The following is a 26,849-nucleotide window of genomic DNA, read 5'->3' on the forward strand; positions in this document are numbered from 1 at the left end:
TTAAACTTTTATAAGTGAGTTAATTTGTTTGAATATCCCGTCACCAATTCCAGAAACATTTTTAATATCATCTACTGAAGAAAATGAGCCATTGGATTGCCTGTATTCTATGATTTGTCTGGCTTTGTTTTGACCAATCCCGGGCAAAGTAGTGAGTTCAGCTTCTGATGCTTTATTTATGTCTACTAAACCATCATTGATAGCTGCTGCTTCCTCTTTGGCTTGTTCTTCTTGTTTTTCTTCAAAAGTGTAAATATATATCTTCTGACCATCCTCCAAGACTGAGGCTTGATTAATATCAGAATCATCGGCAGAATCTAAAAGACCTCCTGCCGCTTCAATCGCTGCACATACTCGCGAACCAGCTTTAAGCTCATATACTCCAGGTTTTGCCACGGCCCCCGCAACCTGTACGAAAATCATGGTTGGAATAACTTCTGATAGCTCTTCCTGTGTCTCTTTAGTTTCTGTTGTTTCTTCAATCAGCTTAGTACTTTGAAAATATGATGTATTGCCACAGCCTGAAAATAAAAAAAGGCTAGCAAATACGAGAATAAATAATTTTTTCATGTAATCTCCTATCTAAACTTTGTTTAGGCTAGAAGATGTCAGTATCACTCGTATATTGTAGCCAAAATTTATAATTATTACAATAGTTTTACGGTATTATGTCACGTAAAAAATTAAATTAAAAATGAATCAAATACTTTCTCTATCTTTTCTTTGAATTCGTCTACGTCCTTTTCAGTAATAACAAGAGGTGGAAGAAGCCTTAAAACATCAGCCCCAGCAGACAAAACCACGAGATGCTCATCAAGTAAAGCTTTAGATACAACATCTTTTACAGGAATGGTAAGTACAAGGCCCTGCATAAGGCCTAGACCTCTTCTTTCTGTAATAAAATCATATTTATTTACAAGAATATCAAGAACCTGCTCAAAATAAGGGGTAATCTGATTAACATGATCTACGAGCTTATAATCCTCAAACATATCAAGAACCTGTGAAACAGCCGCAGTACAAAGTGGATTTCCACCATAAGTGGTTCCGTGATCACCAGGAACTAAAGAGCTCTTAGCCACTTCATCTGTAACCAAAAATGCGCCAACAGGTACACCATTTCCCAATGCCTTTGCTGTAGTCAAAATGTCTGGCTTGATTCCATATTTTTGGAAAGCATACATGCTTCCTGTACGGCCCATTCCGCATTGAACCTCATCAAGAATCAAAAGAATCCCCTCATCATCACAAAGCTGCCTTACTTTTTTCAGGAACTCCTCATCAGCTGGAAACAATCCGCCCTCTCCCTGAACGGTCTCCATAATGATTGCACAGGTTTTATCAGTTAGATTTGCAAGTACGCTGCCAAAATCATTGAAGGTAGCAAATTTCACACCTGACATCAATGGATAGAATGGCTCTCTGTAGTGGTCGGTTCCTGTAACAGAAAGGGACCCAACTGTACGTCCATGGAAGCTGTTTTCCATGGCAATAATCTCATAATCTCCCGGCCCCTTATTCGTATATGCGAATTTTTTAGCAGTCTTTAAAGCGCCTTCAATTGCCTCAGCACCAGAATTTGTAAAGAAAACCTTGTCCATACCTGAAGCCTTAACCAGCTTTTCAGCTGCTTCAATCATAGGAATATGATAGTAAAGATTAGAAGTGTGAGTAATTCTTTTAAGCTGTGTAGTAAGAGCATCCTCAAAATCCTCATTACCATATCCAAAGGCCATAACGCCTATTCCAGAAGCAAAATCCAGGTATTCTTCATCCAATTCATCATAAAGATGAACACCCTTACCATAATCAAAGATCACAGGAAATCTATTGTAAACATGTAAAAGATTTTCTTCAGCCTTTTCAATATATTCTTTCTTATTCATTGTAATACCTCGTGTCCTTGTCACCGATTATTGCTGTGCCAATACCTTTATTTGTAAAGAATTCAAGAAGCAGACAGTGAGCGATTCGTCCGTCAAGAATATGCACTCTGCTAACCCCCTGCTCAATAGCTTCGATACAGTTATTTAGCTTTGGAAGCATACCTCCGCCGATGTATCCGTCGCCAATTAAATCTCTTGCTTCATCAACTGTCAGCTCAGAAATAAGAGTATTTGGGTCATCCTTATCCTTGTATACACCTTCAATATCTGTAAGGAATGCAAGCTTTTCTGCATTTACAGCCTTTGCTATGGCACAGGCAGCATCGTCAGCATTGATATTGTAAGTCTGGAAATTGTCATCCATACCGATAGGGCAAACAATAGGAAGAAAGTCATTATCCAAAAGATCCATGATAATCTTAGGATTAACCTCTGTTATCTCTCCTACAAAACCAATATCCTGACCATTAGAAAGCTTCTTTTCTACCTTTAAAAGACCACCATCCTTGCCAGAAACACCTACAGCATTTACTCCAAGCGACTGAACATTTTGAACCAGCGATTTATTTACCTTATTAAGAACCATTTCAGCAATTTCCATTGTGGCTTCATCTGTCTTTCTAAGACCATTGATGAATTCTGGCTCCATACCAGTTTTTTCAACCCAACGGCTTATTTCCTTTCCCCCGCCATGAACTATGATCGGCTTAAAGCCAACAAGCTTAAGTAATGTACAGTCCTGAATAACCTGCTTTTTTAGCTCATCGTCCACCATGGCACTTCCGCCGTATTTCACTACGATAATCTTGCGATTAAATCTTTGAATATATGGCAGTGCTTCTATTAAAACCGCTGCTTTATCCAATATTGGTTGCATACTACTATCCATTCAATTATCCTCCTATATCTTACATTCAGGTAAATTAACTTCTATAATCCGCATTAATCTTTACATAATCGTATGTAAGGTCACAACCCCAGGCTGTTGCCTCTGCCTCACCTTCGTGCATATCTACAAAAACTGTAACTGCATCGGCCTTCATGATTTCAAGGGCTTTTTCCTCATCAAAAGCAATAGGTGTTCCTTTATCAAATACCTGCAATTGACCATTTTCGCTCTTAAAGAAAAGCTCCACATCGTTCTGGTCAAAATCTGCTCCTGAATATCCCATAGCACATAAGAAACGACCAAAGTTTGCATCGCATCCAAATATTGCAGCCTTTGAAAGATTCGAGCCAACGATTGCTCTTGCTAAGGTTTTAGCATCTTCCTTTGACTTCGCATTTACGATATGAGCTTCAAATAATTTACTCGCCCCCTCACCATCTGCGGCCATTCTTTTTGCGAGGGTCTCACATACATACAAAAGAGCCTCTTTAAATGTGTTATAATCCTCTCCCTCATCTGTAATTACAGGGTTTTCTGCAAGTCCATTTGCCATGCAAAGAAGAGTATCATTTGTAGATGTATCACCATCCACAGTAATCATGTTAAAGGTATCAGCTACCACTTCACTTACTGCCTTTTGCAAAAGCTTCTTTTCGATTGCAAGATCTGTGCCAAGGAAAGCAAGCATTGTACACATGTTAGGATGAATCATACCTGAGCCTTTGCTCATGCCACCTAAAGTAACTGTTTTGCCGCCAATTTCAAAGGAAACAGCCACCTCTTTATTCACTGTATCTGTAGTCATAATGGCCTTTGAAGCATCAGTTCCTGCATCTAAGCTTTCGTCAAGCTGTGGAGCCATTGCCTTCACACCTTCCACAAGCTTTTCCACTGGAAGCTGCATGCCTATTACGCCAGTAGATGCCACAGCTACGGAATCATAAGGAATTGAAAGAACTTCTTCTACACCCTTTGCTGTGGCTTCGCATGCATCAAAGCCTTCCTTTCCTGTACAAGCATTTGCAATACCTGAATTAATAACAACAGCCTGAAGTGGCTTATCCGTATTTACGATATTCATGTCCCACTGCACACATGCTGCTTTTACAACATTTGTAGTAAAAGTTCCTGCACTGACGCATGGAACATTGGAGTATACCATTGCCATGTCGGTGCGGTTTTGATATTTAATTCCTGCTGCTGTGCTGGCCGCTTTAAACCCCAGCGCAGCTGTAATTCCACCTTCTATTATTTTCATGTTTTTTCTCCTGTAGTCCGGCTCTTAAATCTAGTCCGCCTGCAACCTGTATAATAAATAATTTTTCATCGTTGTCGTCGGCAAAGCCTCCTGATTATGAATAAATTCATAATCACTTTGTCACTATACTCTCAAAATTATTCATTATACAGGTTACAGGCTCGTCTAAAGTTTTTACTTTTTATGATAAGAGCCTCATCTAATTATTTAAAAATATTAAGTAATCAACTTGTAATTACTGTACGCTTTTACGTTATTTTAACTGTTAAAACGAATAATATTTTCGTCGTTTAGGACGAAGTCGTAGGTGTTGTAGTCTATGCGTTCGCTCCAGCCTTCGGTGTGCCAGAATTGGTTGCCTATTTGGTTGCCGGCAAAGGCTACAAGTTGGATTTTATTTATGCCTTCGTCTTTTAGTCGATGCATAGCTTCTGTTACCATTGCTTTTCCTATACCGTGTTTACGATATTCTTCCTGTACACATACGTGATAAAAGCTGCCGTGTCGTCCATCATTTCCTACTAAAATAGAGCCTACAATTTTTCCATCTGCTATAGCAACAACTGACAACTGACTATTACGATTTAAAAACCTTTGAACCCCTTCCCGCGAATCATCTATTGAGCGCATCGCAAACCCATGAATTGAGGTCCATAAGCTATATACTTCGTCGTAATCTTCAATTGTCATTGTTCTAATTTCGTAATACATTAAATTCTCCCGTTCATGCCAGTTCTATGGGAACATTGGTGCAAAATCAAGTCCTGTTTTTTCATCAAGGCCAAATATAATATTCATGTTCTGAACCGCCTGTCCTGCGGCACCCTTAACCAAATTATCAAGAGCTCCCATCATAACGATTCTTCCGGTTCTTTCATCAATCTTGCAGCTAACATCCACAAAATTGCTTCCTTCAACCCACTTTGTTTCAGGGCACTCTCCATATTCTAAAACTCTTACAAAGAATTCATCGTCGTACATGTCATGATATGCTTTCATCACCTCTTCTTTAGTTGGAAGCTTACCATCTTTTTTTACAAGAGTTGCATATTCTGTAACTAAAATACCGCGATTCATTGGCACAAGATGTGGAGTGAAATTAATCATTATCTCCTGGCCACAAGCATATCCAAGCTGCTCTTCAATCTCAGGTGTATGACGATGGGATGTAACACCATAGGCTTTAATGCTCTCATTTACTTCGCAATATAGGTTAGGCAGCTTTGCTCCACGGCCTGCTCCTGATGTGCCCGATTTTGCATCTACTATAAGTGTAGTTGGATCAATGAAACCAGCCTTTACTAACGGATATGCTGTAAGAATTGAACAGGTTGTATAGCAACCAGGATTTGCAATAAGTCTTGCCCCCACTTCCTTGTCTCTATTTATTTCACACAGACCATAAACTGCTTCTTCTATGAATTGTGGACTCTTATGCTCTATTCCATACCACTTCTCATAGGTTGCAACATCTTTTATTCTGTAGTCAGCTGATAAATCGATAACCTTACAATTATTTAGAATTTCTTCTGTAAGTACTCCTGCCAAATACCCCTGAGGTGTGGCTGTGAAAATCACATCTACCTGCTTAGAAAGCTCTAGTATGTTGTCATCAAGACATTTTTCTTCCACCAGTGTAAACATGTTCTTATATATAGAAGCAAATCTTTCATCCACATAGGATCTGGATCCATACCAAACAATTTCAGCTTCTGGATGACTATAAAGAAGTCTAACAATCTCTGCTCCGGCGTAGCCTGTAGCTCCAATAATTCCAACTTTTACCATATTTGTCTCACTCCTTTTGTATGAATAGCCTAATTGTAGTACTTCACTTTTATAAAGTAAAGTGTTACAGCGAAATTTTATAAATAAATCTTGCATAAATATACACGTACAAGCATAATATTTCAAGTGTAATTTTCACAATATTCATATTTATTCCTATTTTATGCATATTTTTACACTTGTATTTTGTGATTTAATGTAGTAAAGTATTTTCAAATCAAAAAAGCAAATTTTAAATTTTCAATAAAAAGGAGATATTACTATGGCACAAGAAAAAGTTGTTCTTGCATACTCAGGTGGTCTCGACACCACTGCAATCATTCCTTGGTTAAAGGAAAATTATGGATATGAAGTTATCTGCTGCTGTATCGACTGCGGACAGGGCGAAGAATTAGATGGGCTTTCAGAAAGAGCAAAAGCTTCTGGTGCAGCAAAGCTTTATATAGAAGATATCGTTGATGATTTTTGTGATAACTATATTGTTCCATGCGTACAGGCAGGGGCTATTTACGAAAACAAATACCTTCTTGGTACTGCTATGGCTCGTCCAGGTATCGCAAAGAAGCTTGTAGAAATTGCTAGAAAAGAAGGCGCTGTTGCCATCTGCCACGGTGCTACAGGAAAGGGTAACGATCAGATTCGTTTCGAGCTTGGTATCAAGGCTTTAGCCCCAGATATCAAGGTTATCGCTCCATGGAGAAATGATAAATGGAAGCTTCAGTCTCGTCAGGATGAAATCGATTATTGTAAGGCTCACGGCATTGACCTTCCATTCTCTACAGATCAGTCTTACAGCCGTGACAGAAACCTTTGGCACATCAGCCATGAAGGTCTTGAGCTTGAAGATCCATCACAGGAGCCAAACTATGAGCACCTTTTAATGCTTACTACTCCACCTGAAAAAGCTCCAGAGAAGCCTGAATATGTAACCATGACATTTGAAAAGGGTGTTCCTACATCTGTAAATGGCAAGAACATGAAGGTTTCTGAAATCATCAAAGAATTAAATGAGATTGGTGGCAGAAACGGAATCGGTATTATAGATATCGTCGAGAACCGTGTAGTTGGTATGAAATCACGTGGCGTTTATGAAACTCCAGGTGGAACCATCCTTATGGAAGCACACGCACAGCTTGAGGAACTTTGCCTCGACCGCGCGACAATGGAAATGAAAAAAGAAATGGGTAACAAGCTTGCACAGGTTTGCTACGAAGGAAAATGGTTTACACCACTCTGCGATGCTATCCAGGCATTCGTAAAGTCTACACAGGAATATGTTACAGGTGAAGTTAAGTTCAAGCTCTACAAAGGAAACATCATTAAAGCCGGAACAACTTCTCCATACTCACTCTACTCTGAGTCACTTGCATCATTCACAACTGGCGATTTGTATGACCACCATGATGCAGAAGGATTCATCACACTTTGGGGACTTCCACTAAAGGTTCGTGCAATGAAACTTCAGGAGAATCAGAATAAGAAATAAAACATCTTAACAATCAAGGGTTCATGAGAAATTTCATGAACCCTATTTGTTTACAATAAACAATCTAAAATGAGCCCTTGGCGAAAGCCAAGAGCTCATTTTTTAACTATATTCCTAATACAATGATTAGAACTTACCAGCTGTAGCAGCTTCCTCAACTGAAACTGCAACTGCAACAGTAGCACCTACCATTGGGTTGTTACCCATACCGATAAGACCCATCATCTCAACGTGTGCAGGAACTGAAGATGAACCAGCGAACTGAGCATCTGAGTGCATACGTCCAAGAGTATCTGTCATACCGTATGAAGCAGGACCTGCTGCCATGTTATCTGGGTGAAGTGTACGTCCTGTACCACCACCAGAAGCAACTGAGAAGTACTTCTTACCAAGGTCGATGCATTCCTTCTTGTATGTACCAGCTACTGGATGCTGGAAACGAGTTGGGTTTGTAGAGTTACCTGTGATAGAAACACCAACGTTCTCATGGTGCATGATAGCAACACCTTCCTGAACGTCATCAGCGCCGTAGCACTTAACTGTTGCACGAAGACCATTTGAGTAAGCCTTCTCAGATACGATGTTAAGCTTAGCTTCCTTGTAATCGTACTTTGTCTCAACGAATGTGAAACCGTTGATACGTGAGATAATCTGTGCAGCGTCCTTTCCAAGACCGTTAAGGATAACACGAAGTGGCTTCTGGCGAACCTTGTTAGCCTTCTCAGCGATACCGATAGCACCCTCAGCAGCAGCGAATGACTCGTGACCTGCGAGGAAGCAGAAGCACTCTGTCTCCTCCTCAAGGAGCATCTTACCAAGGTTACCATGGCCAAGACCTACCTTACGGTGATCAGCAACTGAACCTGGGATACAGAAAGCCTGAAGGCCCTCTCCGATTGCTGCAGCTGCATCAGCAGCCTTGCGGCAGTTTTTCTTGATAGCGATTGCAGCGCCTACAGTGTAAGCCCAGCAAGCGTTCTCGAAGCAGATAGGCTGAATCTTCTTTACCTGCTCGTATACATCAAGACCAGCGTCCTTTGTAATCTTCTCAGCTTCTTCGATAGAGCTGATACCATACTGATTAAGAACAGCATTGATCTGATCAATTCTTCTCTCATATGATTCAAATAAAGACATTATTGTTTCTCCTTTCTATAATTATTCCTGACGTGGATCGATAATCTTAACAGCATCGTCAACACGACCGTACTGGCCCTTTGCCTTCTCCCATGCTGTATTAGGATCATCACCCTTCTTGATGAAGTCTGTCATCTTTCCAAGAGAAACAAACTGGTAACCGATAACTTCGTTATCAGCGTCAAGAGCGATACCTGTTACATAGCCTTCAGCCATTTCAAGGTAACGAACACCCTTTTCCTTTGTTGCGTACATTGTACCAACCTGTGAACGAAGACCCTTTCCAAGATCCTCAAGACCAGCACCAACTGCAAGTCCGTCATCAGAGAATGCAGACTGTGTACGTCCGTAAACGATCTGAAGGAAAAGCTCTCTCATAGCTGTGTTGATAGCGTCACAAACAAGGTCTGTATTAAGAGCCTCAAGGATTGTCTTTCCCTGAAGAATCTCTGCAGCCATAGCTGCTGAATGTGTCATACCTGAGCAACCAATTGTCTCAACAAGAGCTTCCTCAATAACACCATTCTTAACATTTAAAGATAATTTGCAGGCACCCTGCTGTGGAGCACACCAGCCAACACCGTGTGTGAAACCGCTAATATCAGAAATCTGCTTAGCGTGTACCCATTTTCCCTCCTCAGGGATAGGAGCTGGTTCATGCTTTGCGCCCTTTGCTACAGGACACATGTTTTCTACTTCTTTTGTGTAAATCATTGTAGAACTCCTTTCTTCGTTCGATTAATGACCATTAAAATGTAATTGCTACTTACATTAATGACATAATTGGAATCGCGCTTGTAAACTCAAGCACGCTATCGATAATATTTTCTCACTTTCCACTAATTTAGTAAAGTGTTTTTTAGTTAAATTTTTGACAATATTATCCTACTGTTTCTTTACAATATTATCCTGACTTTTAAAGATGCTGTCAGCCTCAACCACACCTCTAACTGGAGAAAGTGGATAAATATTTGAACGAGGGCAAACTACTGTACCAGGATTAAGAACTGAATTACAGCCTACCTCCACATTGTCCCCCAACATAGCGCCGAACTTCTTAAGTCCTGTTTCAATTTTTTCTCCATCACGTGATTTAACAACAACAAGAGTCTTATCACTCTTTACATTTGATGTGATCGAGCCTGCGCCCATATGAGATTTATAGCCCAGCACTGAATCACCAACATAGTTGTAATGTGGAACCTGAACATTATTAAAGAGGACAACATTTTTAAGCTCAGTTGAATTTCCAACCACGCAGTTTTTGCCAACAATAGCCGAGCCTCTAACGAATGCACACTGACGAACCTCTGCATCCTCATCAATAATAAGCGGACCATTTAAATATGCGCTATCAAAAACCTTTGCTGATTTAGCAACCCATACATCCTCTCCTCTTTGTTCGAACTTTTCAGGATCAAGTGTTGGACCAAGTTTTCTAATGAAGTCCGAAATCTCTGGTAATACTTCCCAAGGATATTCCTTGCCTTCAAATAAGTCCTTAGCAATTGTTTCATCTAAATTATACATTGATTTAATTTTTGCCTGTTCCATTATAATTATGTACTCCTTTACCTATGCATTGTAATTTTCAAATACAAATTCTGTTCTGCACTGTTCATTCAGCTTTATTCTAGCATCAAAGAATAAACCTTTTTTGCTTAAAAATCCAGAGATGACATCTGTCTGTTTCTCATTAATAAGCTTTATAAACTGATCCTCCGGTATGTCAACGCCAGCCACTTTACCCAAATAGAATGGACAGCTATCCTGGTTATCCCTTACATTGTTTTTGCATCTATAACCGAAATGATTTTTAAGAATTACCCCACCACATTTTGGACATTTAATTCCTTTCAATTCCTTTTCATTGTCTTCAAAAACAAATTTGATGCCAGTAACTTTTCCCTCTTCATCCTTACCAAGTGCAAGCTTGGCATCGAACTTGGTTCCTTTTTTTGATTTAAATCCGGAAATTGATTCAGTAATCCCATTTGCAAGAAGTGCCTTTACCTGAGCTTCTTTAAGCTTCACACCGGCAATCTGGCCTACATTAAACCTGCAGGAATTATCAGGATCATCCTTATTGTAGTTGCTACATCCATAGCCAAATGGTGTAACCACGATTTTGCCACCACACATAGGACAAACTACATCTTTGATTTCTTTAGCTTCCACATTGTCAAAGTCAAAAGTAATCTCCTGCTTTCCGGTCTCCTCATTCTTTTTAAGTATAAGGCAGGCATCAAACTTTTTACCTGATTTCCCCTTGAAGCCTCTGACTGTTTTGGTAGCCCCATTTGTAAGAAGTTCCTTTACATCAGCATCAGTAAGCTTCTTTGAAGCTATCTCGCCTATTACAAAATCACATTTGTTTTCTTTATCAAAATATTTCTCACAGGCAAATCCAAAATTGGTCTTTACTATTTTCGAGCTGCATTCAGGACAAACTACCTCTGGCAAATAATTAGCTTCGGCATTCTCGAAATCAAATACCACCTCAGTCCTGTTAGTTTCCGCATTCTTTTTAAAAATTAAAACTGCATCAAACTTTTTACCAGATTTTCCTTTGAAGCCTCTTAATGTTTCTGTCTTTCCTGTAGTTAGCAGCTGTGTAGCTACCTGTGGAGAAATATTTTTCCCGGCTATTGTCTTACCAATATAAAACTTGCAGGAATTTTCATTTGTAGAGCTATAATTCATGCAGCCATATCCTGACATCTTAACAGCTATATCACCACCACAATCAGGGCATTTACAGCCCTCAAGTTTGGTAGCCTCTATTCCGTCAAAATCAAATGCAATAACTTTTCTGCCATCATCGTTTGTTTTTAGCTTCAGCTTTGCTTCAAATTTCTGATTAGTCTTTGATTTAAAACCACTTAATACAGGTGTGGTGCCTTCTTTTATAAGTGCCGAAAATTCTTCTAACGAAAGCTTTCTACCAGCGACTTCACCTATCGAAAAATAACATTGATTTTCTTCTTGAAAGCGATGCTCACAGGCAAAACCATAGGTGGTGGCGAATATTCTTCCCCCGCAGGCTGGGCAATTGAGTCCGTCAATAAATTCTGTAGGTGTCTCAGAAAAATCAAAGGAGGTGATAAAATCGCCATCTTCGTTTTTTTCCAATTTAAGAACCGATTTAAAAGGCTTGCCCGATTTACTTTTAAAGCCTTCGATTAGGTCTGTTTTTCCTTCTGTGACAAGCTTGATAAACTGAGCTTCAGGAATGTCCACTCCAGCCACTTGCCCTAAATTAAATTTACAATTAACTTCATCATTGAAGTAGTTAGTACAGCCATAACCAAAGGACGTGGTCGTTAGTTCACCACCGCATTTTGGACATTTAATTCCAAGAGGCTTTCTTGTAGCAACACCTTTTGATTCTTTTCCTGTAAACTGATTGATATTGAGTGCGATTGTTTGAGTCAAATCTTTATCAATCATGTTTTTCGTCTCACGACGTATATAATCTTCAAGCTCTTTTCGATAGTCAGTAAACTCTACAGAACCATTGATAATACCCTCAAGCCCCTTTTCCCAGTTAGCCGTCTGCTCTGGTTTTAATAATGAAGGAGTAGTCAAAAGAACTACCTCATATATCATTTCACCAAGCTTTTCAGGAGAAATAACCTGAGTCTTGTTATTTTGATTCAGATAACCGATTCTAACAAGCTTTTCCAAAATCTCGCCTCGTGTGGCAGATGTACCAATACCTGTGGTCTTTATTTGCTCGCGAAGTGCTTCATCTTCAATGAGTTTTCCAGCATTTTCCATTGCAAGGATAAGTGAACCAGAAGTGTATCTCTTTGGCGGTGAGGTTTTACCTTCTTTTAAATCGTATCCATTTATAAGAATCTCATCACCAATATTTGCCTGTTCAACAAACTTTACAAAATCCTCTTTTGAAAAGCTGTCCTCATTTTCTTCTCCATCCTCGCCCTCTGTCTCAGATGAATCTTTAGCCTTTGGAATACCTGCTATTTCTAAATATCCAGGTTTAACTAAAAGCTTTGCTCCTGCAAAAAACTTTTCAGCGCCAACCTGAACTGTCACCTTTACATTTTTGTATTCTGCAGGTGGATAAAAAATAGAAAGGAAACGTCTGACAATCAGCTCATACACCCTTTGACTTAAAGGAGACAGCCTGTCAATTCCATTACACTGCCCTGTTGGGATGATTGCATAGTGATCTGTAACCTTGCTATCGTCTGTATACGAACTTTTTTCCAAGCCAATATATTTTCTATCTGCCAGTATTTCATGAACGAACTTTGAAGTAGGTTCATAGCTCTGTAATCTGTTAAGATTTTTAGATATTTCCTTTGCTACAGCCGTAGTAAGAACTCTGGCATCAGTACGTGGATAGGTAGTATATTTTTTTTCGTACAACTCCTGAATGATATCCAGTGTCTGAGCTGGAGAAATCTTAAATCGTTTAGAGCATTCTGACTGCAACTCAGCCAGGTTAAATAGTAAAGGAGCCTTTTTCTTTGAAATTCCTGCTTCCTTATCTGAAATCCTGGTCGGTATATTAGTTAATTCTTCAATTAATTTTTCTGCACTAGTCTTTTCTTTAAAACCATTTCCCTTATCACCATATAAAAGTGGCGACTCATAGTATTTAGATGTGGCAACCGCTTTCCACTCGGCAGGAAAATTAACTTCTGAGAACTTACCAATTACTTTAAAGAAAGGATCTTCATTAAAGTTTCTGATTTCCCTTTCTCTCTCAACAACCATTCCAAGGACACAGGTCATAACACGACCAATGGCGATAGCCGAATATCCGGAGGTTGCTGCAGCATCATTTATAAGTCTTCCATATTTAACTGACAAGGCTCTGGAGAAATTAATACCCAGGCTGTAATCTTCGATGGTACGCATAATTCCAGATGCTCCAAGCTTCGCGTACTCACTCATTGGCTTTGCTTCTCTAATACCACGCATTATTTCATCGTCAGTCTGAGAATCTATCCATACACGTAGTTCTGTCATACCCGGACGAACACCGCCATACATTCTGATATTTTCTTCTATGGTCTGTCCTTCTTTTCCCGAGTCACCTGCCCAATATACAGTATCGATATCCTCCCTGTGAAGAAGTCCATTTACGACCTTGTATTGGTCTGCTGAGGATTGAACAACACCATATTTATATTCCTTAGGAAGAAATGGCAAATCCTCAAGATTCCACTTCTTGTATTTGATGTCATATTCCTCTGGATAAACCATCTGTACCAGATGACCATAACACCAGCTCACGACATATTCATTATTTTCAATATAACCATTTTGATTGCCGCTGACCTTTAGCACTCTTGCGAAATCTCTGGCAACAGATGGTTTCTCAGTAATAATGAGTTTCTTTCCCAAATTATAGCTCCCTTTATATTTATTAATTTTAGAATTAATATTCTCATATAATATTGAGAGCCCCTCGCTAACTGCAAGGGGCTCCTAGTATTATAACTTTATAATTCGGTCATGTCCACTAAGACTACCGATTTATTTTCTTTCGATAAATCAACCAATTTACTGTCAAATTTTGTTGCTGAGAACAAATAAACTGTATTCGCAGAGATACGAGCCTTTTTCATTGATTCAAGTAATTCATCGTATCTCAAATAATTCATCTGCTTATCTGCCCAATTACATATTCCAACAACATTTTCTCTATTTGAGCTTTGTCCAATCACATCAATTGTACCCTCTTTTCCAATCCAGGTACCTATTTTGATTAATTTGATTGGAAGCTTTTCCACTACGTTTAATAGATGTAAATATTCACGGCAAACATCTACGAAATATGCCTGTAAATATTCATCTAAATATGGAGCAATAAACTCATTATAAAATGACTCTGGCTCTCTTGAGATCAATTCCGAAAGATGTGGATATACGAATGTGAACCAAAAATTTATATATGGATCCACAATTCTATACACACCTTTTTTTGTATTATCCCATCCACCTGTCTCAAAGGATACTACCTTATCAATAACATCAAAGGCTGCAAGATTTTTCATATAAACAGAAATTTTTGCTCTGGAATAGCCTGTATCTTCAAATAAATCATTAAGCTTTTCATTACCACTTGCAATGGAGCCTAAAATTGTGTTATAGCATGAAAGTTCTCTAAGTTCTGTAGAGATATATCCTTCCGCTTCCTTATATAGGAAACCTGTGGGGCTTAAAATATGTTCGCAGACATTTTGCTTGATAGTCCTTTTTCCATTCCATCTGTCTATATATTCTGAAACACCACCAATGATGCCATAAGTACTAACAGACTGTGCCACTGAATATTCTGGAAACGCTCTAACTACATCCAAAAAAGATAGGTTCTCAAGCTTTATTGAATCATCAACTGCGTTTTTATGTGTACCTACAATTTCACAAAATGTATTCTCAGCCCAAACAATTGACGAGCTGACAATAATTATCATAACATTGCCAGGAAAAAGTTTTCCATTTTTCAAATCTATAAGACTGTCAAAGAGCTGATTTGTTTTTTTAATAGAAAACTGAGCTTCGTCAATAATAACCACATGCTTCGACCCATCCTTCGAACGAAAATTCTTAAAACTTTCCTCAAAGGACTGACTAATCTTCAGGTAATTGTATGTCTGACGCATCTGTTTATCAAAATATGATAGTTGCTTTTCATCTGAACACTGGCGGCTTCTATAATAGAAATATGATTTGCCTGTAGTAAACGAATCCAGAAGACTTTCCTTACCGCAGCCAATTCTTCCATACAAAAGCACAATATTGCTGCTATTATTTTGATAAATAGCCTCTAACTTTTTAAGCTCATTAGTTCTAGTAACCATAACAATTCTCCCTAGCTAAAATCAACCTCATATTGTACGGCTACTATCATAACACATTTTACTTTAGCAGGCTACAGTAAAAAAGAATTTTATTCAAATTTAATTATTTGGGTATTTATAGTAAATTAAGAACCCCATCCCTATCGACTTCACGCATTAATTTCTCCAGCTTTTCATGGTTTTCCTTAACCTCCGCAGGTATACTATATTCTTTAAGCATATTCATAATTGATTCTGCTGTATCAAAATCATAGGCTTCTACCAGTTCTTTTATATCTCTGTACGCGTCTTTAAGCACATCTACCGAGATTTCAGGTAATACCTCATTCTCTTTTACACAGGCCGATAAACTGTCTTTATAAGACAAATATCTGGCAATAAGCCCAGGATTCTTTTCCCGTATGAATTCCAGTTTTTCTTCATTACCAAGCTGTTCTAATTCAGCTGCCATATCAGATAATTCCATAGCTCCAACCAATCTTGCGGAGCTTTTTAGAGCGTGAACCAGCACAGTATAATTCCTTATATCCTGCTCCTTAAGGAAGCCCTCTATAGCTTCTACTTTTCCATCTATAGATGAATAAAAGTCCACAACTACTTTTTCAAGAACATCGACTCCGCCGCAGTTTTTCACAGCCTCTTTCAAATCTACATCCTTAAGCTCATTCAAAAAACTATCTGTAGGAATTTCCATATTAAAATCAGGCACGTATTCTTCAGAATCCTTTTCTACTGAGACAGATATTATTTTTTCTTTAGGAAGGTAATATTCCAGCATTTTTTCCAGTTCACTTCCATCAATAGGCTTAGAAAGATAGTCTGAAAAACCATGTGCTACATACTCTTCCTTTGCACCCGAAACGGCATTTGCTGTGAGAGCTATTACAGGGATATTCTGATTTCTGTTTCCCTCCAACACCTTCATAGCTTCAAATGTCTCAATTCCGTCCATATTAGGCATTCTATGATCCAGAAAAATAACATCATAGCTATTATTTTTTACCTTTTCCAAGGTTTCTAGCCCACTTCCAGCTGTATCTATCTGTACATTAGTCTGCTTTAGAAGACTCTTTACAACTGTTAGATTCATTTCCGTATCATCCACTACAAGAATCCTGGCATCAGGCGCACTAAATCTCCTATGATAATCATTTGCACTGTTGATAAAGTCCTTATACTTTTCAATAAAGTTTCCAATCTCTTCCCAGGAAACTACTTGTTGCTTAATTGCAAAAGAAAATGTTGACCCTTTACCATATTCGCTTTTAACTTCCATTTTAGTATCCATTAAAGCTAAAAGCTTTCTTACGATACTCATACCAAGGCCAGTGCCTTCAATAGTACGATTACGTATTTCCTCAATTCTTTCAAAAGGTGAATATAATTTTGATAAATCCTCCTCTTTTATACCTATACCAGTATCTGAAACTGAAAATTTAAGAAAGATAGACCTATCATTTATAGGTTCAAAGGATACATCAAGTGAGATTGCCCCTTTTTCAGTATACTTAACAGCGTTTGTCAGTAAATTTGTAACACATTGTTTTATTCTAAGCTCATCACCAATCAAAAGACATGGTATATGCTCATCCACATTAATATCAAACCTTAAACCTTTCTCCTCGGCTCTTGTTGCCACCATATTAATCAAATCATTAATAGTAGAACCCATCTGGTACTGCGCCAAAATGATTTCCATTTTTCCTGCTTCTATCTTTGAAAAATCAAGGATATCATTTATGAGGCTAAGCAAAGAATTGCTTGCAGATTTTGCATTATTAGCATATACCAAAATCTGAGGCTCCTTACTTTCCCTTAGTATCATTTCATTCATGCCAATAACAGCATTAATAGGAGTTCTGATTTCATGGGACATGTTAGACAAAAAGCTAGATTTAGCCTCGTTGGAGCGCTTTGCTATTTCAAGTTCACTCTTTAGTTTTTGCTCTGCCTTCATACGCCCAATATATGCCTCCATTTCGTATACTGTGGCATGTAACGCATTATATACAGTCTCGATTTCGTCCTTTGAGGTAATAGCGATATCATCAATTTTATGTCCATATAATATCTTGTCTTCGTCAGAAGTATAGGCATACTCCTCTAGAAAATCAGCCATTTCGCCAAGTGGTGCTGCAATAAAATATTTAGTATAAAAGCTTGAAAATGCCGCAAGTGGTGCTCCTACGCAGAACATTAAACATATCATTTTTAAGTCAAATGATATCATTGCACCATCCACAACAAAATCCAGTTCATCTATCCTCTTTAAATTTAGTAGCTCCCCTGTGACTTCGTTTTGTATATCGTCTCTATGAGTAAAAATCTTTTTCATATCAGGGAACAAAACCATCATGAAAACAGCTACAAATATGATTAACACAATCTCAATAGAAAAAATAGTTCCTGTAAGCTTTATACTAACCTTAGTCATCCTAAGTTTCTTTTTTATATTTTCATCGTTTTTTACAGCCTCAGTATAAACAATGCCTATAGGAAACACTTTTTTTACATTGTCAGGCGCAAATTTATAAAAGAAGTGTAAGAAAAGACCTACACCATATATTGCAAGAATTTCCTTATATGAATGATATGTACTTGCAAAAATATTGTGAGCTTCATAATTCATTGTAGCAACTGCATGTACGCAAAGATAACTCATTCCTGTTACAGTAACAAATGTTATGGAGCATAAAATAATCGTCTTCCAAAAAGAAATATACCATTCATAGCGGCCTATTATAGCAAAACAGACTATAATCCCCATGTAAATTACCATAGTATATGTATCTCCCATATTAAAAAGAAGAGAGCACACAAAAGCCGCTGAAAATGAAATAAAAGCTATAATATATCCATATAGTCCGGCCAAAAATAGAATGGGAAGTAAATAATAGCCTGCCACTACATGTCCATTATCACTTATGTAATAATTAGCGCTGTGTGCTGAAACTATATGGCAGAAAATCAGTGTTAACAATAGATATATAACCCAAGCAATAATTAAACTCATTTTATTGTCTGGTGTAAAAAGTTTAACCACAAAATTCTTTTTATTTTTATCCATAATGGCCACCCTAATTCAAAACTATTAACAGGGGCTAACACCGGGTAATTATCCCTTGAGTGCAATAAAATAGCATCCCTTTCTATGCTACCATAAAAAGGGATGCTAAAATTTGATATTTTATGAACTTATTGTTATTTCTTTGTGATGTAGCCCTGAGCCTTAAGAAGCTCTGCGCAAAGCACTGCTCCACCTGCTGCGCCACGAACAGTGTTGTGTGAAAGTCCTACAAACTTCCAATCATAGATGCTGTCCTCACGAAGACGGCCAACATTAATTCCCATACCATTCTCATAATCTACATCAAGAGCAACCTGTGGTCTATTATCCTCTTCCATGTAGCGAATGAACTGCTTTGGTGCTGAAGGAAGCTCAAGCTCCTGTGGAACACCTGAGAAGTTGTTGATTGCATCAATAAGCTGTTCCTTTGTAGGCTGTTTCTTGAACTTAACAAATACAGCTGCTGTATGACCATTAAGAACTGGTACACGGATGCACTGGCTTGTGATTTTAACATAATCAGCAGGAACGATTACGCCGTCCTTGATTTCGCCCCAGATTCTAAGTGGCTCCTTCTCAGACTTCTCTTCCTCACCTGAGATAAATGGGATGATGTTGTGCTCCATCTCTGGCCAATCCTTAAATGTCTTACCTGCACCTGAAATAGCCTGATATGTTGTAACAACTACCTCGTATGGCTCAAATTCCTTCCATGCTGTAAGTACTGGAGCATATGACTGAATTGAGCAATTAGGCTTAACTGCAACGAAGCCTCTTGTTGTTCCAAGTCTCTTCTTTTGGAACTCAATTACTTCCATGTGCTGTGGATTGATTTCAGGCACTACCATAGGAACATCTGGAGTCCATCTATGTGCTGAGTTGTTTGAAACTACTGGAGTCTCTGTCTTGGCGTAAGCTTCCTCGATGGCCTTGATTTCATCCTTTGACATATCTACAGCAGAAAATACGAAGTCAACTTCCTTTGCTACTTCCTCAACCTCGTTTACGTTCTTTACGATGATATCCTTAACTGCCTCTGGCATTGGAGTATCCATCTTCCATCTTCCGCCTACGGCATCCTCATATCTCTGTCCTGCAGAACGAGGGCTGGCTGCAATAGTTGTAACCTCAAACCATGGATGATTCTCTAAAAGAGAAATGAATCTCTGTCCAACCATACCTGTTCCACCAAGAATACCGACTTTTAACTTATCGCTCATTTCAAACTTCTCCTTATAATCTGTATTTCTGTCACGGACATTTGTCCGTCATAGAGTGTAATTTAGTTGGTATTATAATCAAACTAAATAAAAAAAGCAAGGGATTTTTGAATATTTATTACAAATCCCTTGCTTTTATTTCAATAATTATTCAAATTTAAAAATGTTTGGTATATATTCCAAAAATTCTCTACTCACCTGTATTTCTTCAAGCATGGCATCATGTCCTGGAGCACCTACTGTCAATCGCTTATTAACACAGGTTTCCATGGAAATTGCATCGAAAATATCCTCCTCAAAAGCTGGAGAAATATTCTGTAGCTCCTCTAAAGACATATCGTCAATAGCAATACCCTTTTCGATACAGTAAAGTACAACCTGGCCAATAATTCCGTGAGCATCTCTAAATGGAACACCATGATTAACCAGATAATCAGCTGCATCTGTAGCATTAGTAAATCCGTTTTTAGCGCTGTTAGCCATAACGTCTTCATTGAAGGTCATAGTGGCAAGCATGCCATCAAAAAGTACTATACAATCCTGTACTGTCTTCATGGCGTCAAAGGCCTGCTCCTTATCCTCCTGCATATCCTTGTTGTATGCAAGTGGAATACCCTTCATAGTGGTAAGAAGTGACATTAAAGCGCCGTAAACACGACCTGTCTTTCCTCTTACAAGCTCTGCAATATCAGGATTTTTCTTCTGTGGCATAATTGATGAGCCTGTTGAGTAAGCATCGTCAATCTCAACAAAACGATATTCATTACTGTTCCAGATAATAACCTCTTCTGAGAATCTAGAAAGATGCATCTGGATTGTAGCAAGAGCTGATAAAAACTCAATTAGATAATCTCTATCTGATACGCCATCCATAGAGTTTACTGTAGGGCCAAAGAAATCTAAAAGCTCAGCTGTCATATCTCTATCAAGTGGATATGTAGTGCCAGCTAAAGCTCCAGAACCTAAAGGACACCAGTTCATTCTGACTTTTATATCAGATAAACGCATTACATCCCTTTTGAACATCTCAAAATAAGCTCCCATATGATGAGCAAGTGTTATAGGCTGAGCCTTCTGAAGATGTGTAAATCCTGGCATGATTGTATCGATGTGTTCTTCCATAATGCCAAGAATTGTATCAAGCAGATGAGAAAGCGCGTGTGCTGTAGCATCAATCTGGTCTCTTGTGTAAAGACGCATATCAAGCGCTACCTGATCGTTGCGGCTGCGGCCTGTGTGAAGCTTCTTTCCAGCATCACCAATTCTATCGATAAGATTAGCTTCAACAAAACTGTGAATATCCTCATATTCAGAGGTTATCTCTAAGGCACCAGAATTAACATCTGCTTCAATGCCATCCAATCCCTTTAATATTTCGTCTCTTTCAGCCTCTGTAATAACGCCTACACTTGCAAGCATCTTTACGTGTGCGCGACTTCCTCTAACATCCTGCGCAAAAAGAGTCTTGTCGAAATTAATGGATGCATTAAAATCATAAACCATTTGATCGGTAGATTTTGTGAATCTACCTCCCCATAACTGTGCCATATTTTGTCCTCCGTGTTTTGTATTAGGCTTGCACCTGTTCCTTTTGTAACTGTCTTTCTCTAAATGAAAATACACATCCACAGTAATCCTGTCTGTACATATCATATTCCTTGGAAAGCTCTGTGGAGCGCTTGTAGCCCTCCTTCTTTTTAAAATCACTAGGTAACCATTTTACACCAATTTCTTCGCTGATACGAACACCAATTTCATTGAGCACCTGTGAATCTTTCATTGGGGATATTGTAAGCGTTGTTGTGAAAAAGTCAAACCCTTTTTCTTTTGCTTTAAGGGCCGTACGTCTCAAACGCAAGTCATAGCATCTGTGACAACGGGCACCCTTTTCAGGCTCATGCTCAAATCCTTTAGCGATTTCATAAAAGCTTTCTTTATCGTAGTCTCCCTCTATGAAGGACACTGGATGTTTGGTAGGAAAGGCTTCTATGAATCTCTGTTGCTCTTTTACCCTGTGATAATATTCGTCATCTGGATAAATGTTTGGATTGTAGTAAAAAACCGTAACATTAAAATACTGAGACAAATATTCGATACAGTAACTACTACATGGCCCACAACAGCTATGTAATAATAAAGAAGGCACTACGCCTTCTTTATTAAATCCTGATATTAATTTATCCAATTCCTTTTGATAGTTGATTTTGTTCATTATCTATTTGCCCAAATAAAGAAAAATGTAACTGCAAAAGCGTAAACAAATGCCATAAGTAACATGAATGGAACCTGTGAAGCTATTATGCCACAAACAATCTGAGCAATGAAAACAAGTCCATGTACCCAGATAGGAATGCGATTAAGACATGCTACTAAACCTGCCTCAAGTATAACCATAACACACGCAACTACTACATTTATCTTGAATAAAGCACATGAAAGTACAATGGCAACAACTGTATATACCACTAAAAAAATAAGACTTAACAATGGTAAATTATCCTTAGAAAGGAATGATTTTATGTTAAATGAGTTGTTAGATTTTTTGATTATATCAGACATAATGCTCCCCCATTTCGTTAATGATTAAGTACAAGTGACATTATAATAAAACCTTCTTTTTTTCTCAACATTTAATTGATTTTTTTCTCGTATTATATTATAGTGAAAATCGCGGTTAATATCATAAATATAGGATGTAAATCATTTTATTAATATGCTCCGATAGCTCAGTTGGTAGAGCACCTCACTCGTAATGAGGGGGTCGTCAGTTCGAGTCTGATTCGGAGCTTTTCTTGTACATAAGTACAGGTTTATAAAAGGAGGATTATATAATTGGAATTTATTCAATTTGACCATGTATCAAAAAGCTATGACAAGCAACTGGTTTTGGATGAGCTTGATCTTTACATCAAGGAGAACACCTTCGTTACACTTCTTGGACCATCAGGCTGTGGTAAAACCACTACTCTTCGTCTTTTAGGCGGTTTTGAAAAGCCTGATGCTGGTAAAATCTATCTTAATGGCAACGACATCACTGCACTTCCTGCAAACTTGCGACCTATCAATACGGTTTTTCAAAAATACGCATTATTCCCACACATGACAATAGAAGAAAATATTGCATTTGGATTAAATATTCAGAAAAAATCCAAGGAATACATTAAAGATAAGGTAAAGTATGCCCTTAAACTTGTTAATCTTGACGGCTTTGAAAAACGTTCTATAGATTCACTTTCTGGTGGCCAGCAGCAGCGTATAGCCATAGCCCGTGCCATCGTTAACGAACCAAAGGTACTTCTTTTAGATGAACCTCTTGGCGCACTTGATTTAAAGCTTCGTCAAAGCATGCAGTACGAGCTTATGAAAATCAAACAGGAAGTAGGCATCACCTTCCTCTATGTTACTCACGATCAGGAGGAAGCCCTCACCATGTCAGATACCATCGTGGTCATGAACCAGGGTTATATCCAACAAATAGGCACTCCAGAGGATATCTACAACGAACCTGAAAATGCTTTCGTAGCGGATTTTATCGGTGAAAGCAACATCATCGAGGGCATTATGATTAAGGATGAGCTGGTTTCATTCCTTGGAGTACAGGTACCTTGTGTAGATAAGGGCTTTGGAAATATGAAGCCTGTAGACGTGGTAATTCGTCCTGAGGATGTGGAGCTCGGTGCACCTGGCAAGGGATTTATGGATGGTGTTATCACCGACTGTCTGTTCAAGGGTGTTCACTATGAGCTTGATGTTCAATGTGGCGAATACGAATGGCTTGTACATACCACTAAATACTTTGAAATAGGCCAACACGTTTCCTTGAATGTAATTCCATTTAACATACAAATCATGAACAAACCAGAATCAGAGGATGAGGAGGTAATGAAGGAAGATGACTAATAAAATGCGTACAAGCTTCCTTGCAGCGCCTTATGCCCTCTGGGTGCTTATATGCACCATTCTTCCACTGTTTTATATTTTAGGCTATGCCGTTACTACAAGCTCTGGAAGCTTCACCTTAGCAAACCTTACAGCCATCGCAGATCCAGTTCATCTTAAATCCCTTTGGCTTTCAATCAAGGTTGCCTTTATGACAACAGTTATCTGCCTTGTTCTTGCCTACCCTGTTGCACTGATTTTGCACAATCTTAAAATCACCAACAAGGCTTTTGTAGTTTTTCTTTTCATTCTTCCTATGTGGATGAATTTCATGCTACGTATTTTAGCCTGGCAGATTATCCTTTCAAACAATGGTATTTTAAACAGCTTCCTTTCATTTTTAGGACTTCCTACCATTCATATTTTATACACCAAATCTGCAGTTACCCTTGGTATGGTTTATGATTTTTTACCTTATATGATTCTTCCAATCTATAATGCCCTTGCAAAAATCAACGACCAGGTAGTAGAGGCCGCAGCAGATCTTGGTGCCAACTGGTTTACCACCTTTACCAAAATCACCATTCCTCTTTCAAGAGATGGTATTATTTCAGGTATCATTATGGTATTTGTTCCTGCCCTCTCATCTTTCGTTGTATCTAATCTTTTAGGTGGAGGAAAGGTGCTTCTCATTGGTAATGTTATCGAGCAGGAATTTACTCTTGCAAGAAACTGGAATTTAGGTTCAGGTCTTTCAATCATATTGATGATTTTCGTACTGCTTTCTATGTCAATCATGAACAGACTTGACGATTCTGAGAATGGAGGTATGCTTGTATGACAAAAATCAAAAAAGGTACCTCATACCTCTATCTTGGACTTATATTTTTATTTTTATACGCACCAATACTTGTGCTCATAGTTTTATCCTTCAATAATTCTATGTCACGTACTGTATGGGGTGGATTCACACTTAAATGGTATTTCAATCTCACATCCAATGATAATATTATGGATGCCCTTGGAACCACTATTAAAATAACCCTTTCTTCATCTATACTTGCCACAGTGCTTGGCACATCCGCAGCAATCGGTATCCAATACATGAAGAAAAGACATGCAGCTATAATGCTTGGAGCCACAAATATTCCACTTTTAAATGCAGATATTGTTACTGGTATTTCTCTCATGCTTTTGTTTACCAGATTCACTCCGCTTGGAACATTTTCTGTAGTCCTTGCACATATAGCATTTTCAGTTCCTTATGTAATATTTAATGTGCTACCAAGGCTTCAGTCTTTGTCTGAGTCCTGCTTTGAAGCAGCCATGGATTTAGGAGCTACTCCATCCTATGCCTTTGCAAAGGTAGTTTGGCCAGAAATTTTTCCTGGTGTTTTATCCGGATTTTTGATGGCACTTACCATGTCACTTGACGATTTCACCATCACCTATTTTACAAAGGGTGCCGGTGTTAACACACTTTCAACAATGCTTTACACACAGCTTAGAAAAGGCATTCAGCCAGAACTTTACGCCCTTTCTACTATCCTGTTTTTATTTGCATTTGTACTTTTATTTGTAACGAACTACAAAGGCACTACAAAAGAGGAGGCAAAGACGAAATAATGAAAAAAAAATTACTTAGCTTCCTTAGCATTATCGTATTTACGTTAGCTCCTGTACTTGGCCTTACAGGCTGCGGTTCAGATGCCGAGGATACTGATACACTTGTAGTTTTAAACTATGGTAAATACATCGAGGCCGATGTTTTAAAACGCTTTCAGGAAGAAACCGGTATCACTGTTAAATACGAGGAATACGAACAGGTTGAGGATATGTATGCAAAGTACAAAGCCGGCTCAATCAACTATGATGTAATATGCACCTCAGATTACATGATAGAAACCCTTAGGCAGGAGGGCGAGCTTATTCCAATCGATTACAGCTCTATTCCAAACTATGAAAACATTGATCCAGCCATTATAGATGCCTCTGAAGCATTTGATCCTACTCACAAGTATACCGTTCCTTATTTTTATGGCACCGTAGGTATTCTTTACAATACCAATATGGTAGATGAGCAAACTGTTTCCTCTTGGGACAGCCTCTGGGACCCGGCTTTTAAAAATCAAATCGTAATGATTAACTCTCAGCGCGATGCCTTCATGGTAGCCCTTGAAAAGCTTGGCTACGATATCAATACCACTGATAAAAAAGAACTTGATGAAGCATATAAGCTATTATGCGATGAGAAAAAATATGTCTATGCATATCTTCAGGACGAAACCTATGAATGCATGATTTCTGAAGATGCTGCCATGGCCGTATGCTACTCAGGCGAAGCTGCCATGGGTATGGAATACAATGAAGACTTAGCCTATACAGTTCCAAAGGAAGGTGGAAATCTTTGGATTGATTCATGGTTCATTCCTAGAACCTGCAAGCATTATGATGCTGCAATGAAATGGATAGACTTTATGTGTGAGGAAGAAGCTGCCACAGAAAACTTTGAATATGTATGGTATGCCACTCCAAACACAAAGGTGGCCGCCCATGAAGATGCCGAGACCCTTGCAGACGAAACAGTCTTCCCTACAAAAGAAACCTTAAGCCGTTGTAAGCTCTATGAAGCCTACGACAACGAAACACTTGATTACACAACCAATCTTTGGAAAAAATTAAAAGCATTCTAATTAATAAAGCGTCTAGGATTATTCCCAGACGCTTTATTTATATCTTATGCTATACCAAGTTCCCCAGTCTTTCTATTATAGAAATATAAGTTATCACTAAGAAAATCTTCTGGTGGTAATTCATTTCGATTTATATTGTAAATCATTTCTTTTATTGCATCTGTAGAAAATTCACATCCTTCAATTGTTTTTACAACTATAATTTCATGAATAGATGACGGAATGATATATAAATCAGACTTAAGTTTTGAAGCAATTGCCTTTAAAGCATCCTTATAAAGCATAACAGCTGCTCCGTTAAAAGCAATATTATTTGTTGCGACATAAATCGGTGTATAATTCTCCTCATCTTCAACAAGAGAAAGCATTGAATCATCCTCCAAGAATGATGCTATTGTATTTAGAATACCCCTGAATTTAAAACCAAAAATCCTTGGTGTATTACATATTGCTGCTTCCATTAAAGTACCAATGTCTGCCTGCCACATTTCAATCATCTCATTATTTATCATCATGAGACGCTCTCCCTCTTTAGAGTATTGGTCAGGCAAATAATAATAAAACACAATTGCCAAGTCCAGGTATTCGATATATGGGACCTTATTTAACAATTCTTTATGCTTGTTTCTATTAATTACCTTGAATACAATATTTTCCCTAACTTCGGGAGCAAATTCCTTATAAAGTTTAATGTATGCCATTTAGCC

Annotated in this window: 22 protein-coding genes and 1 tRNA gene; 6 read left to right on the forward strand and 17 right to left on the reverse strand. The window is 38.3% G+C overall.

Translation table 11 applies throughout. From position 1 onward, the window contains the following. From BLV53_RS02010 to argC, 6 genes are all read right to left on the reverse strand, one after another. Positions 1-570, reverse strand: a complete 570-nt coding sequence (locus tag BLV53_RS02010) for a helix-hairpin-helix domain-containing protein (RefSeq protein WP_090296378.1) — start codon at positions 568-570, stop codon at positions 1-3. Between the two features lie 113 nt (positions 571-683). Then, positions 684-1,886, reverse strand: coding sequence for an aspartate aminotransferase family protein (locus BLV53_RS02015; protein WP_090296380.1), 1,203 nt, complete (start codon positions 1,884-1,886; stop codon positions 684-686). After that, positions 1,879-2,775: an acetylglutamate kinase gene (gene argB, locus BLV53_RS02020; RefSeq protein ID WP_090296383.1), complete on the reverse strand. Its 897-nt coding sequence runs from the start codon at positions 2,773-2,775 to the stop codon at positions 1,879-1,881. Before argB ends, BLV53_RS02015 begins: the two co-directional genes overlap by 8 nt. 34 nt (positions 2,776-2,809) lie before the next feature. Next, complete coding sequence (gene argJ, locus BLV53_RS02025; protein ID WP_090296386.1) at positions 2,810-4,033, reverse strand: bifunctional ornithine acetyltransferase/N-acetylglutamate synthase; 1,224 nt, start codon at positions 4,031-4,033, stop codon at positions 2,810-2,812. Positions 4,034-4,291: 258 nt separating this feature from the next. After that, positions 4,292-4,744 carry a GNAT family N-acetyltransferase gene (locus BLV53_RS02030; RefSeq protein ID WP_242879019.1) on the reverse strand — a complete coding sequence of 151 codons (453 nt, stop codon included), beginning with the start codon at positions 4,742-4,744 and terminating at the stop codon, positions 4,292-4,294. Between the two features lie 24 nt (positions 4,745-4,768). Further along, positions 4,769-5,821, reverse strand: coding sequence for an N-acetyl-gamma-glutamyl-phosphate reductase (gene argC / locus BLV53_RS02035; protein ID WP_090296389.1), 1,053 nt, complete (start codon positions 5,819-5,821; stop codon positions 4,769-4,771). Between the two features lie 262 nt (positions 5,822-6,083). Here argC and BLV53_RS02040 point away from each other — a divergent pair, with 262 nt between their 5' ends. Beyond that, entirely contained in the window at positions 6,084-7,307 is a 1,224-nt protein-coding gene (locus tag BLV53_RS02040; RefSeq protein WP_090296392.1) for an argininosuccinate synthase, read from the forward strand. Between the two features lie 126 nt (positions 7,308-7,433). Here BLV53_RS02040 and BLV53_RS02045 read toward each other — a convergent pair whose 3' ends face one another. The 10 genes from BLV53_RS02045 to BLV53_RS02090 form a co-directional block, all read right to left on the reverse strand. Next, positions 7,434-8,444, reverse strand: a complete 1,011-nt coding sequence (locus tag BLV53_RS02045; protein ID WP_090296394.1) for a GGGtGRT protein — start codon at positions 8,442-8,444, stop codon at positions 7,434-7,436. Between the two features lie 21 nt (positions 8,445-8,465). After that, entirely contained in the window at positions 8,466-9,158 is a 693-nt protein-coding gene (locus tag BLV53_RS02050) for an iron-sulfur cluster assembly scaffold protein (RefSeq protein WP_015549537.1), read from the reverse strand. A gap of 171 nt (positions 9,159-9,329) precedes the next feature. Beyond that, complete coding sequence (locus BLV53_RS02055) at positions 9,330-9,998, reverse strand: acyltransferase (protein ID WP_090296397.1); 669 nt, start codon at positions 9,996-9,998, stop codon at positions 9,330-9,332. Positions 9,999-10,019: 21 nt separating this feature from the next. Beyond that, positions 10,020-13,823, reverse strand: a complete 3,804-nt coding sequence (locus tag BLV53_RS02060; protein ID WP_090296400.1) for a DNA topoisomerase III — start codon at positions 13,821-13,823, stop codon at positions 10,020-10,022. Between the two features lie 98 nt (positions 13,824-13,921). After that, entirely contained in the window at positions 13,922-15,283 is a 1,362-nt protein-coding gene (locus tag BLV53_RS02065) for an ATP-binding protein (RefSeq protein ID WP_090296404.1), read from the reverse strand. A gap of 115 nt (positions 15,284-15,398) precedes the next feature. Next, complete coding sequence (locus tag BLV53_RS02070) at positions 15,399-18,062, reverse strand: response regulator (protein ID WP_242879020.1); 2,664 nt, start codon at positions 18,060-18,062, stop codon at positions 15,399-15,401. Positions 18,063-18,484: 422 nt separating this feature from the next. Beyond that, positions 18,485-19,570 carry an aspartate-semialdehyde dehydrogenase gene (gene asd, locus BLV53_RS02075; protein ID WP_090296407.1) on the reverse strand — a complete coding sequence of 362 codons (1,086 nt, stop codon included), beginning with the start codon at positions 19,568-19,570 and terminating at the stop codon, positions 18,485-18,487. A gap of 147 nt (positions 19,571-19,717) precedes the next feature. Further along, on the reverse strand, positions 19,718-21,118 hold the full coding sequence (gene argH / locus BLV53_RS02080) for an argininosuccinate lyase (protein WP_090296409.1): 1,401 nt from the start codon (positions 21,116-21,118) through the stop codon (positions 19,718-19,720). A 22-nt stretch (positions 21,119-21,140) separates the two neighbouring features. Further along, positions 21,141-21,782, reverse strand: a complete 642-nt coding sequence (locus tag BLV53_RS02085; protein ID WP_090296412.1) for an epoxyqueuosine reductase QueH — start codon at positions 21,780-21,782, stop codon at positions 21,141-21,143. Next, complete coding sequence (locus tag BLV53_RS02090; RefSeq protein WP_090296414.1) at positions 21,782-22,129, reverse strand: hypothetical protein; 348 nt, start codon at positions 22,127-22,129, stop codon at positions 21,782-21,784. Before BLV53_RS02090 ends, BLV53_RS02085 begins: the two co-directional genes overlap by 1 nt. 156 nt (positions 22,130-22,285) lie before the next feature. Between BLV53_RS02090 and BLV53_RS02095 the strand changes: the two genes are divergently transcribed. The 5 genes from BLV53_RS02095 to BLV53_RS02115 all read left to right on the forward strand — a co-directional run bounded on the left by BLV53_RS02095 (position 22,286) and on the right by BLV53_RS02115 (position 26,142). Beyond that, a tRNA-Thr gene (locus BLV53_RS02095) sits at positions 22,286-22,358 on the forward strand. A gap of 44 nt (positions 22,359-22,402) precedes the next feature. Then, complete coding sequence (locus tag BLV53_RS02100; RefSeq protein WP_090296417.1) at positions 22,403-23,470, forward strand: ABC transporter ATP-binding protein; 1,068 nt, start codon at positions 22,403-22,405, stop codon at positions 23,468-23,470. Beyond that, positions 23,463-24,290: an ABC transporter permease gene (locus BLV53_RS02105; protein ID WP_090296419.1), complete on the forward strand. Its 828-nt coding sequence runs from the start codon at positions 23,463-23,465 to the stop codon at positions 24,288-24,290. The genes BLV53_RS02100 and BLV53_RS02105 overlap by 8 nt, the downstream gene beginning before the upstream one ends. Continuing rightward, entirely contained in the window at positions 24,287-25,075 is a 789-nt protein-coding gene (locus BLV53_RS02110; protein ID WP_090296421.1) for an ABC transporter permease, read from the forward strand. The genes BLV53_RS02105 and BLV53_RS02110 overlap by 4 nt, the downstream gene beginning before the upstream one ends. Beyond that, positions 25,075-26,142 (forward strand): ABC transporter substrate-binding protein, encoded by a 1,068-nt coding sequence (locus BLV53_RS02115; RefSeq protein ID WP_090296423.1) that lies wholly within the window; start codon positions 25,075-25,077, stop codon positions 26,140-26,142. The genes BLV53_RS02110 and BLV53_RS02115 overlap by 1 nt, the downstream gene beginning before the upstream one ends. Before the next feature lie 44 nt (positions 26,143-26,186). Here the strand turns inward: BLV53_RS02115 and BLV53_RS02120 are convergent, their stop codons facing one another. Continuing rightward, on the reverse strand, positions 26,187-26,843 hold the full coding sequence (locus BLV53_RS02120) for a DUF5688 family protein (RefSeq protein WP_090296426.1): 657 nt from the start codon (positions 26,841-26,843) through the stop codon (positions 26,187-26,189). Between the last annotated feature and the right edge of the window lie 6 nt (positions 26,844-26,849).

It is taken from the genome of Pseudobutyrivibrio sp. ACV-2, assembly GCF_900107545.1.
Taxonomy (GTDB): Bacteria; Bacillota; Clostridia; order Lachnospirales; family Lachnospiraceae; genus Pseudobutyrivibrio.

What these genes read in the sequence shown, in the direction of transcription:
- BLV53_RS02010 (WP_090296378.1), bottom strand. Translation starts at nt 570, where the DNA reads ATGAAAAAATTATTTATTCTCGTATTTGCTAGCCTTTTTTTATTTTCA.
- BLV53_RS02015 (WP_090296380.1), bottom strand. Translation starts at nt 1,886, where the DNA reads ATGAATAAGAAAGAATATATTGAAAAGGCTGAAGAAAATCTTTTACAT.
- argB (WP_090296383.1), bottom strand. Translation starts at nt 2,775, where the DNA reads ATGGATAGTAGTATGCAACCAATATTGGATAAAGCAGCGGTTTTAATA.
- argJ (WP_090296386.1), bottom strand. Translation starts at nt 4,033, where the DNA reads ATGAAAATAATAGAAGGTGGAATTACAGCTGCGCTGGGGTTTAAAGCG.
- BLV53_RS02030 (WP_242879019.1), bottom strand. Translation starts at nt 4,744, where the DNA reads ATGTATTACGAAATTAGAACAATGACAATTGAAGATTACGACGAAGTA.
- argC (WP_090296389.1), bottom strand. Translation starts at nt 5,821, where the DNA reads ATGGTAAAAGTTGGAATTATTGGAGCTACAGGCTACGCCGGAGCAGAG.
- BLV53_RS02040 (WP_090296392.1), top strand. Translation starts at nt 6,084, where the DNA reads ATGGCACAAGAAAAAGTTGTTCTTGCATACTCAGGTGGTCTCGACACC.
- BLV53_RS02045 (WP_090296394.1), bottom strand. Translation starts at nt 8,444, where the DNA reads ATGTCTTTATTTGAATCATATGAGAGAAGAATTGATCAGATCAATGCT.
- BLV53_RS02050 (WP_015549537.1), bottom strand. Translation starts at nt 9,158, where the DNA reads ATGATTTACACAAAAGAAGTAGAAAACATGTGTCCTGTAGCAAAGGGC.
- BLV53_RS02055 (WP_090296397.1), bottom strand. Translation starts at nt 9,998, where the DNA reads ATGGAACAGGCAAAAATTAAATCAATGTATAATTTAGATGAAACAATT.
- BLV53_RS02065 (WP_090296404.1), bottom strand. Translation starts at nt 15,283, where the DNA reads ATGGTTACTAGAACTAATGAGCTTAAAAAGTTAGAGGCTATTTATCAA.
- BLV53_RS02070 (WP_242879020.1), bottom strand. Translation starts at nt 18,062, where the DNA reads ATGGTAATTTACATGGGGATTATAGTCTGTTTTGCTATAATAGGCCGC.
- asd (WP_090296407.1), bottom strand. Translation starts at nt 19,570, where the DNA reads ATGAGCGATAAGTTAAAAGTCGGTATTCTTGGTGGAACAGGTATGGTT.
- argH (WP_090296409.1), bottom strand. Translation starts at nt 21,118, where the DNA reads ATGGCACAGTTATGGGGAGGTAGATTCACAAAATCTACCGATCAAATG.
- BLV53_RS02085 (WP_090296412.1), bottom strand. Translation starts at nt 21,782, where the DNA reads ATGAACAAAATCAACTATCAAAAGGAATTGGATAAATTAATATCAGGA.
- BLV53_RS02090 (WP_090296414.1), bottom strand. Translation starts at nt 22,129, where the DNA reads ATGTCTGATATAATCAAAAAATCTAACAACTCATTTAACATAAAATCA.
- BLV53_RS02105 (WP_090296419.1), top strand. Translation starts at nt 23,463, where the DNA reads ATGACTAATAAAATGCGTACAAGCTTCCTTGCAGCGCCTTATGCCCTC.
- BLV53_RS02110 (WP_090296421.1), top strand. Translation starts at nt 24,287, where the DNA reads ATGACAAAAATCAAAAAAGGTACCTCATACCTCTATCTTGGACTTATA.
- BLV53_RS02115 (WP_090296423.1), top strand. Translation starts at nt 25,075, where the DNA reads ATGAAAAAAAAATTACTTAGCTTCCTTAGCATTATCGTATTTACGTTA.
- BLV53_RS02120 (WP_090296426.1), bottom strand. Translation starts at nt 26,843, where the DNA reads ATGGCATACATTAAACTTTATAAGGAATTTGCTCCCGAAGTTAGGGAA.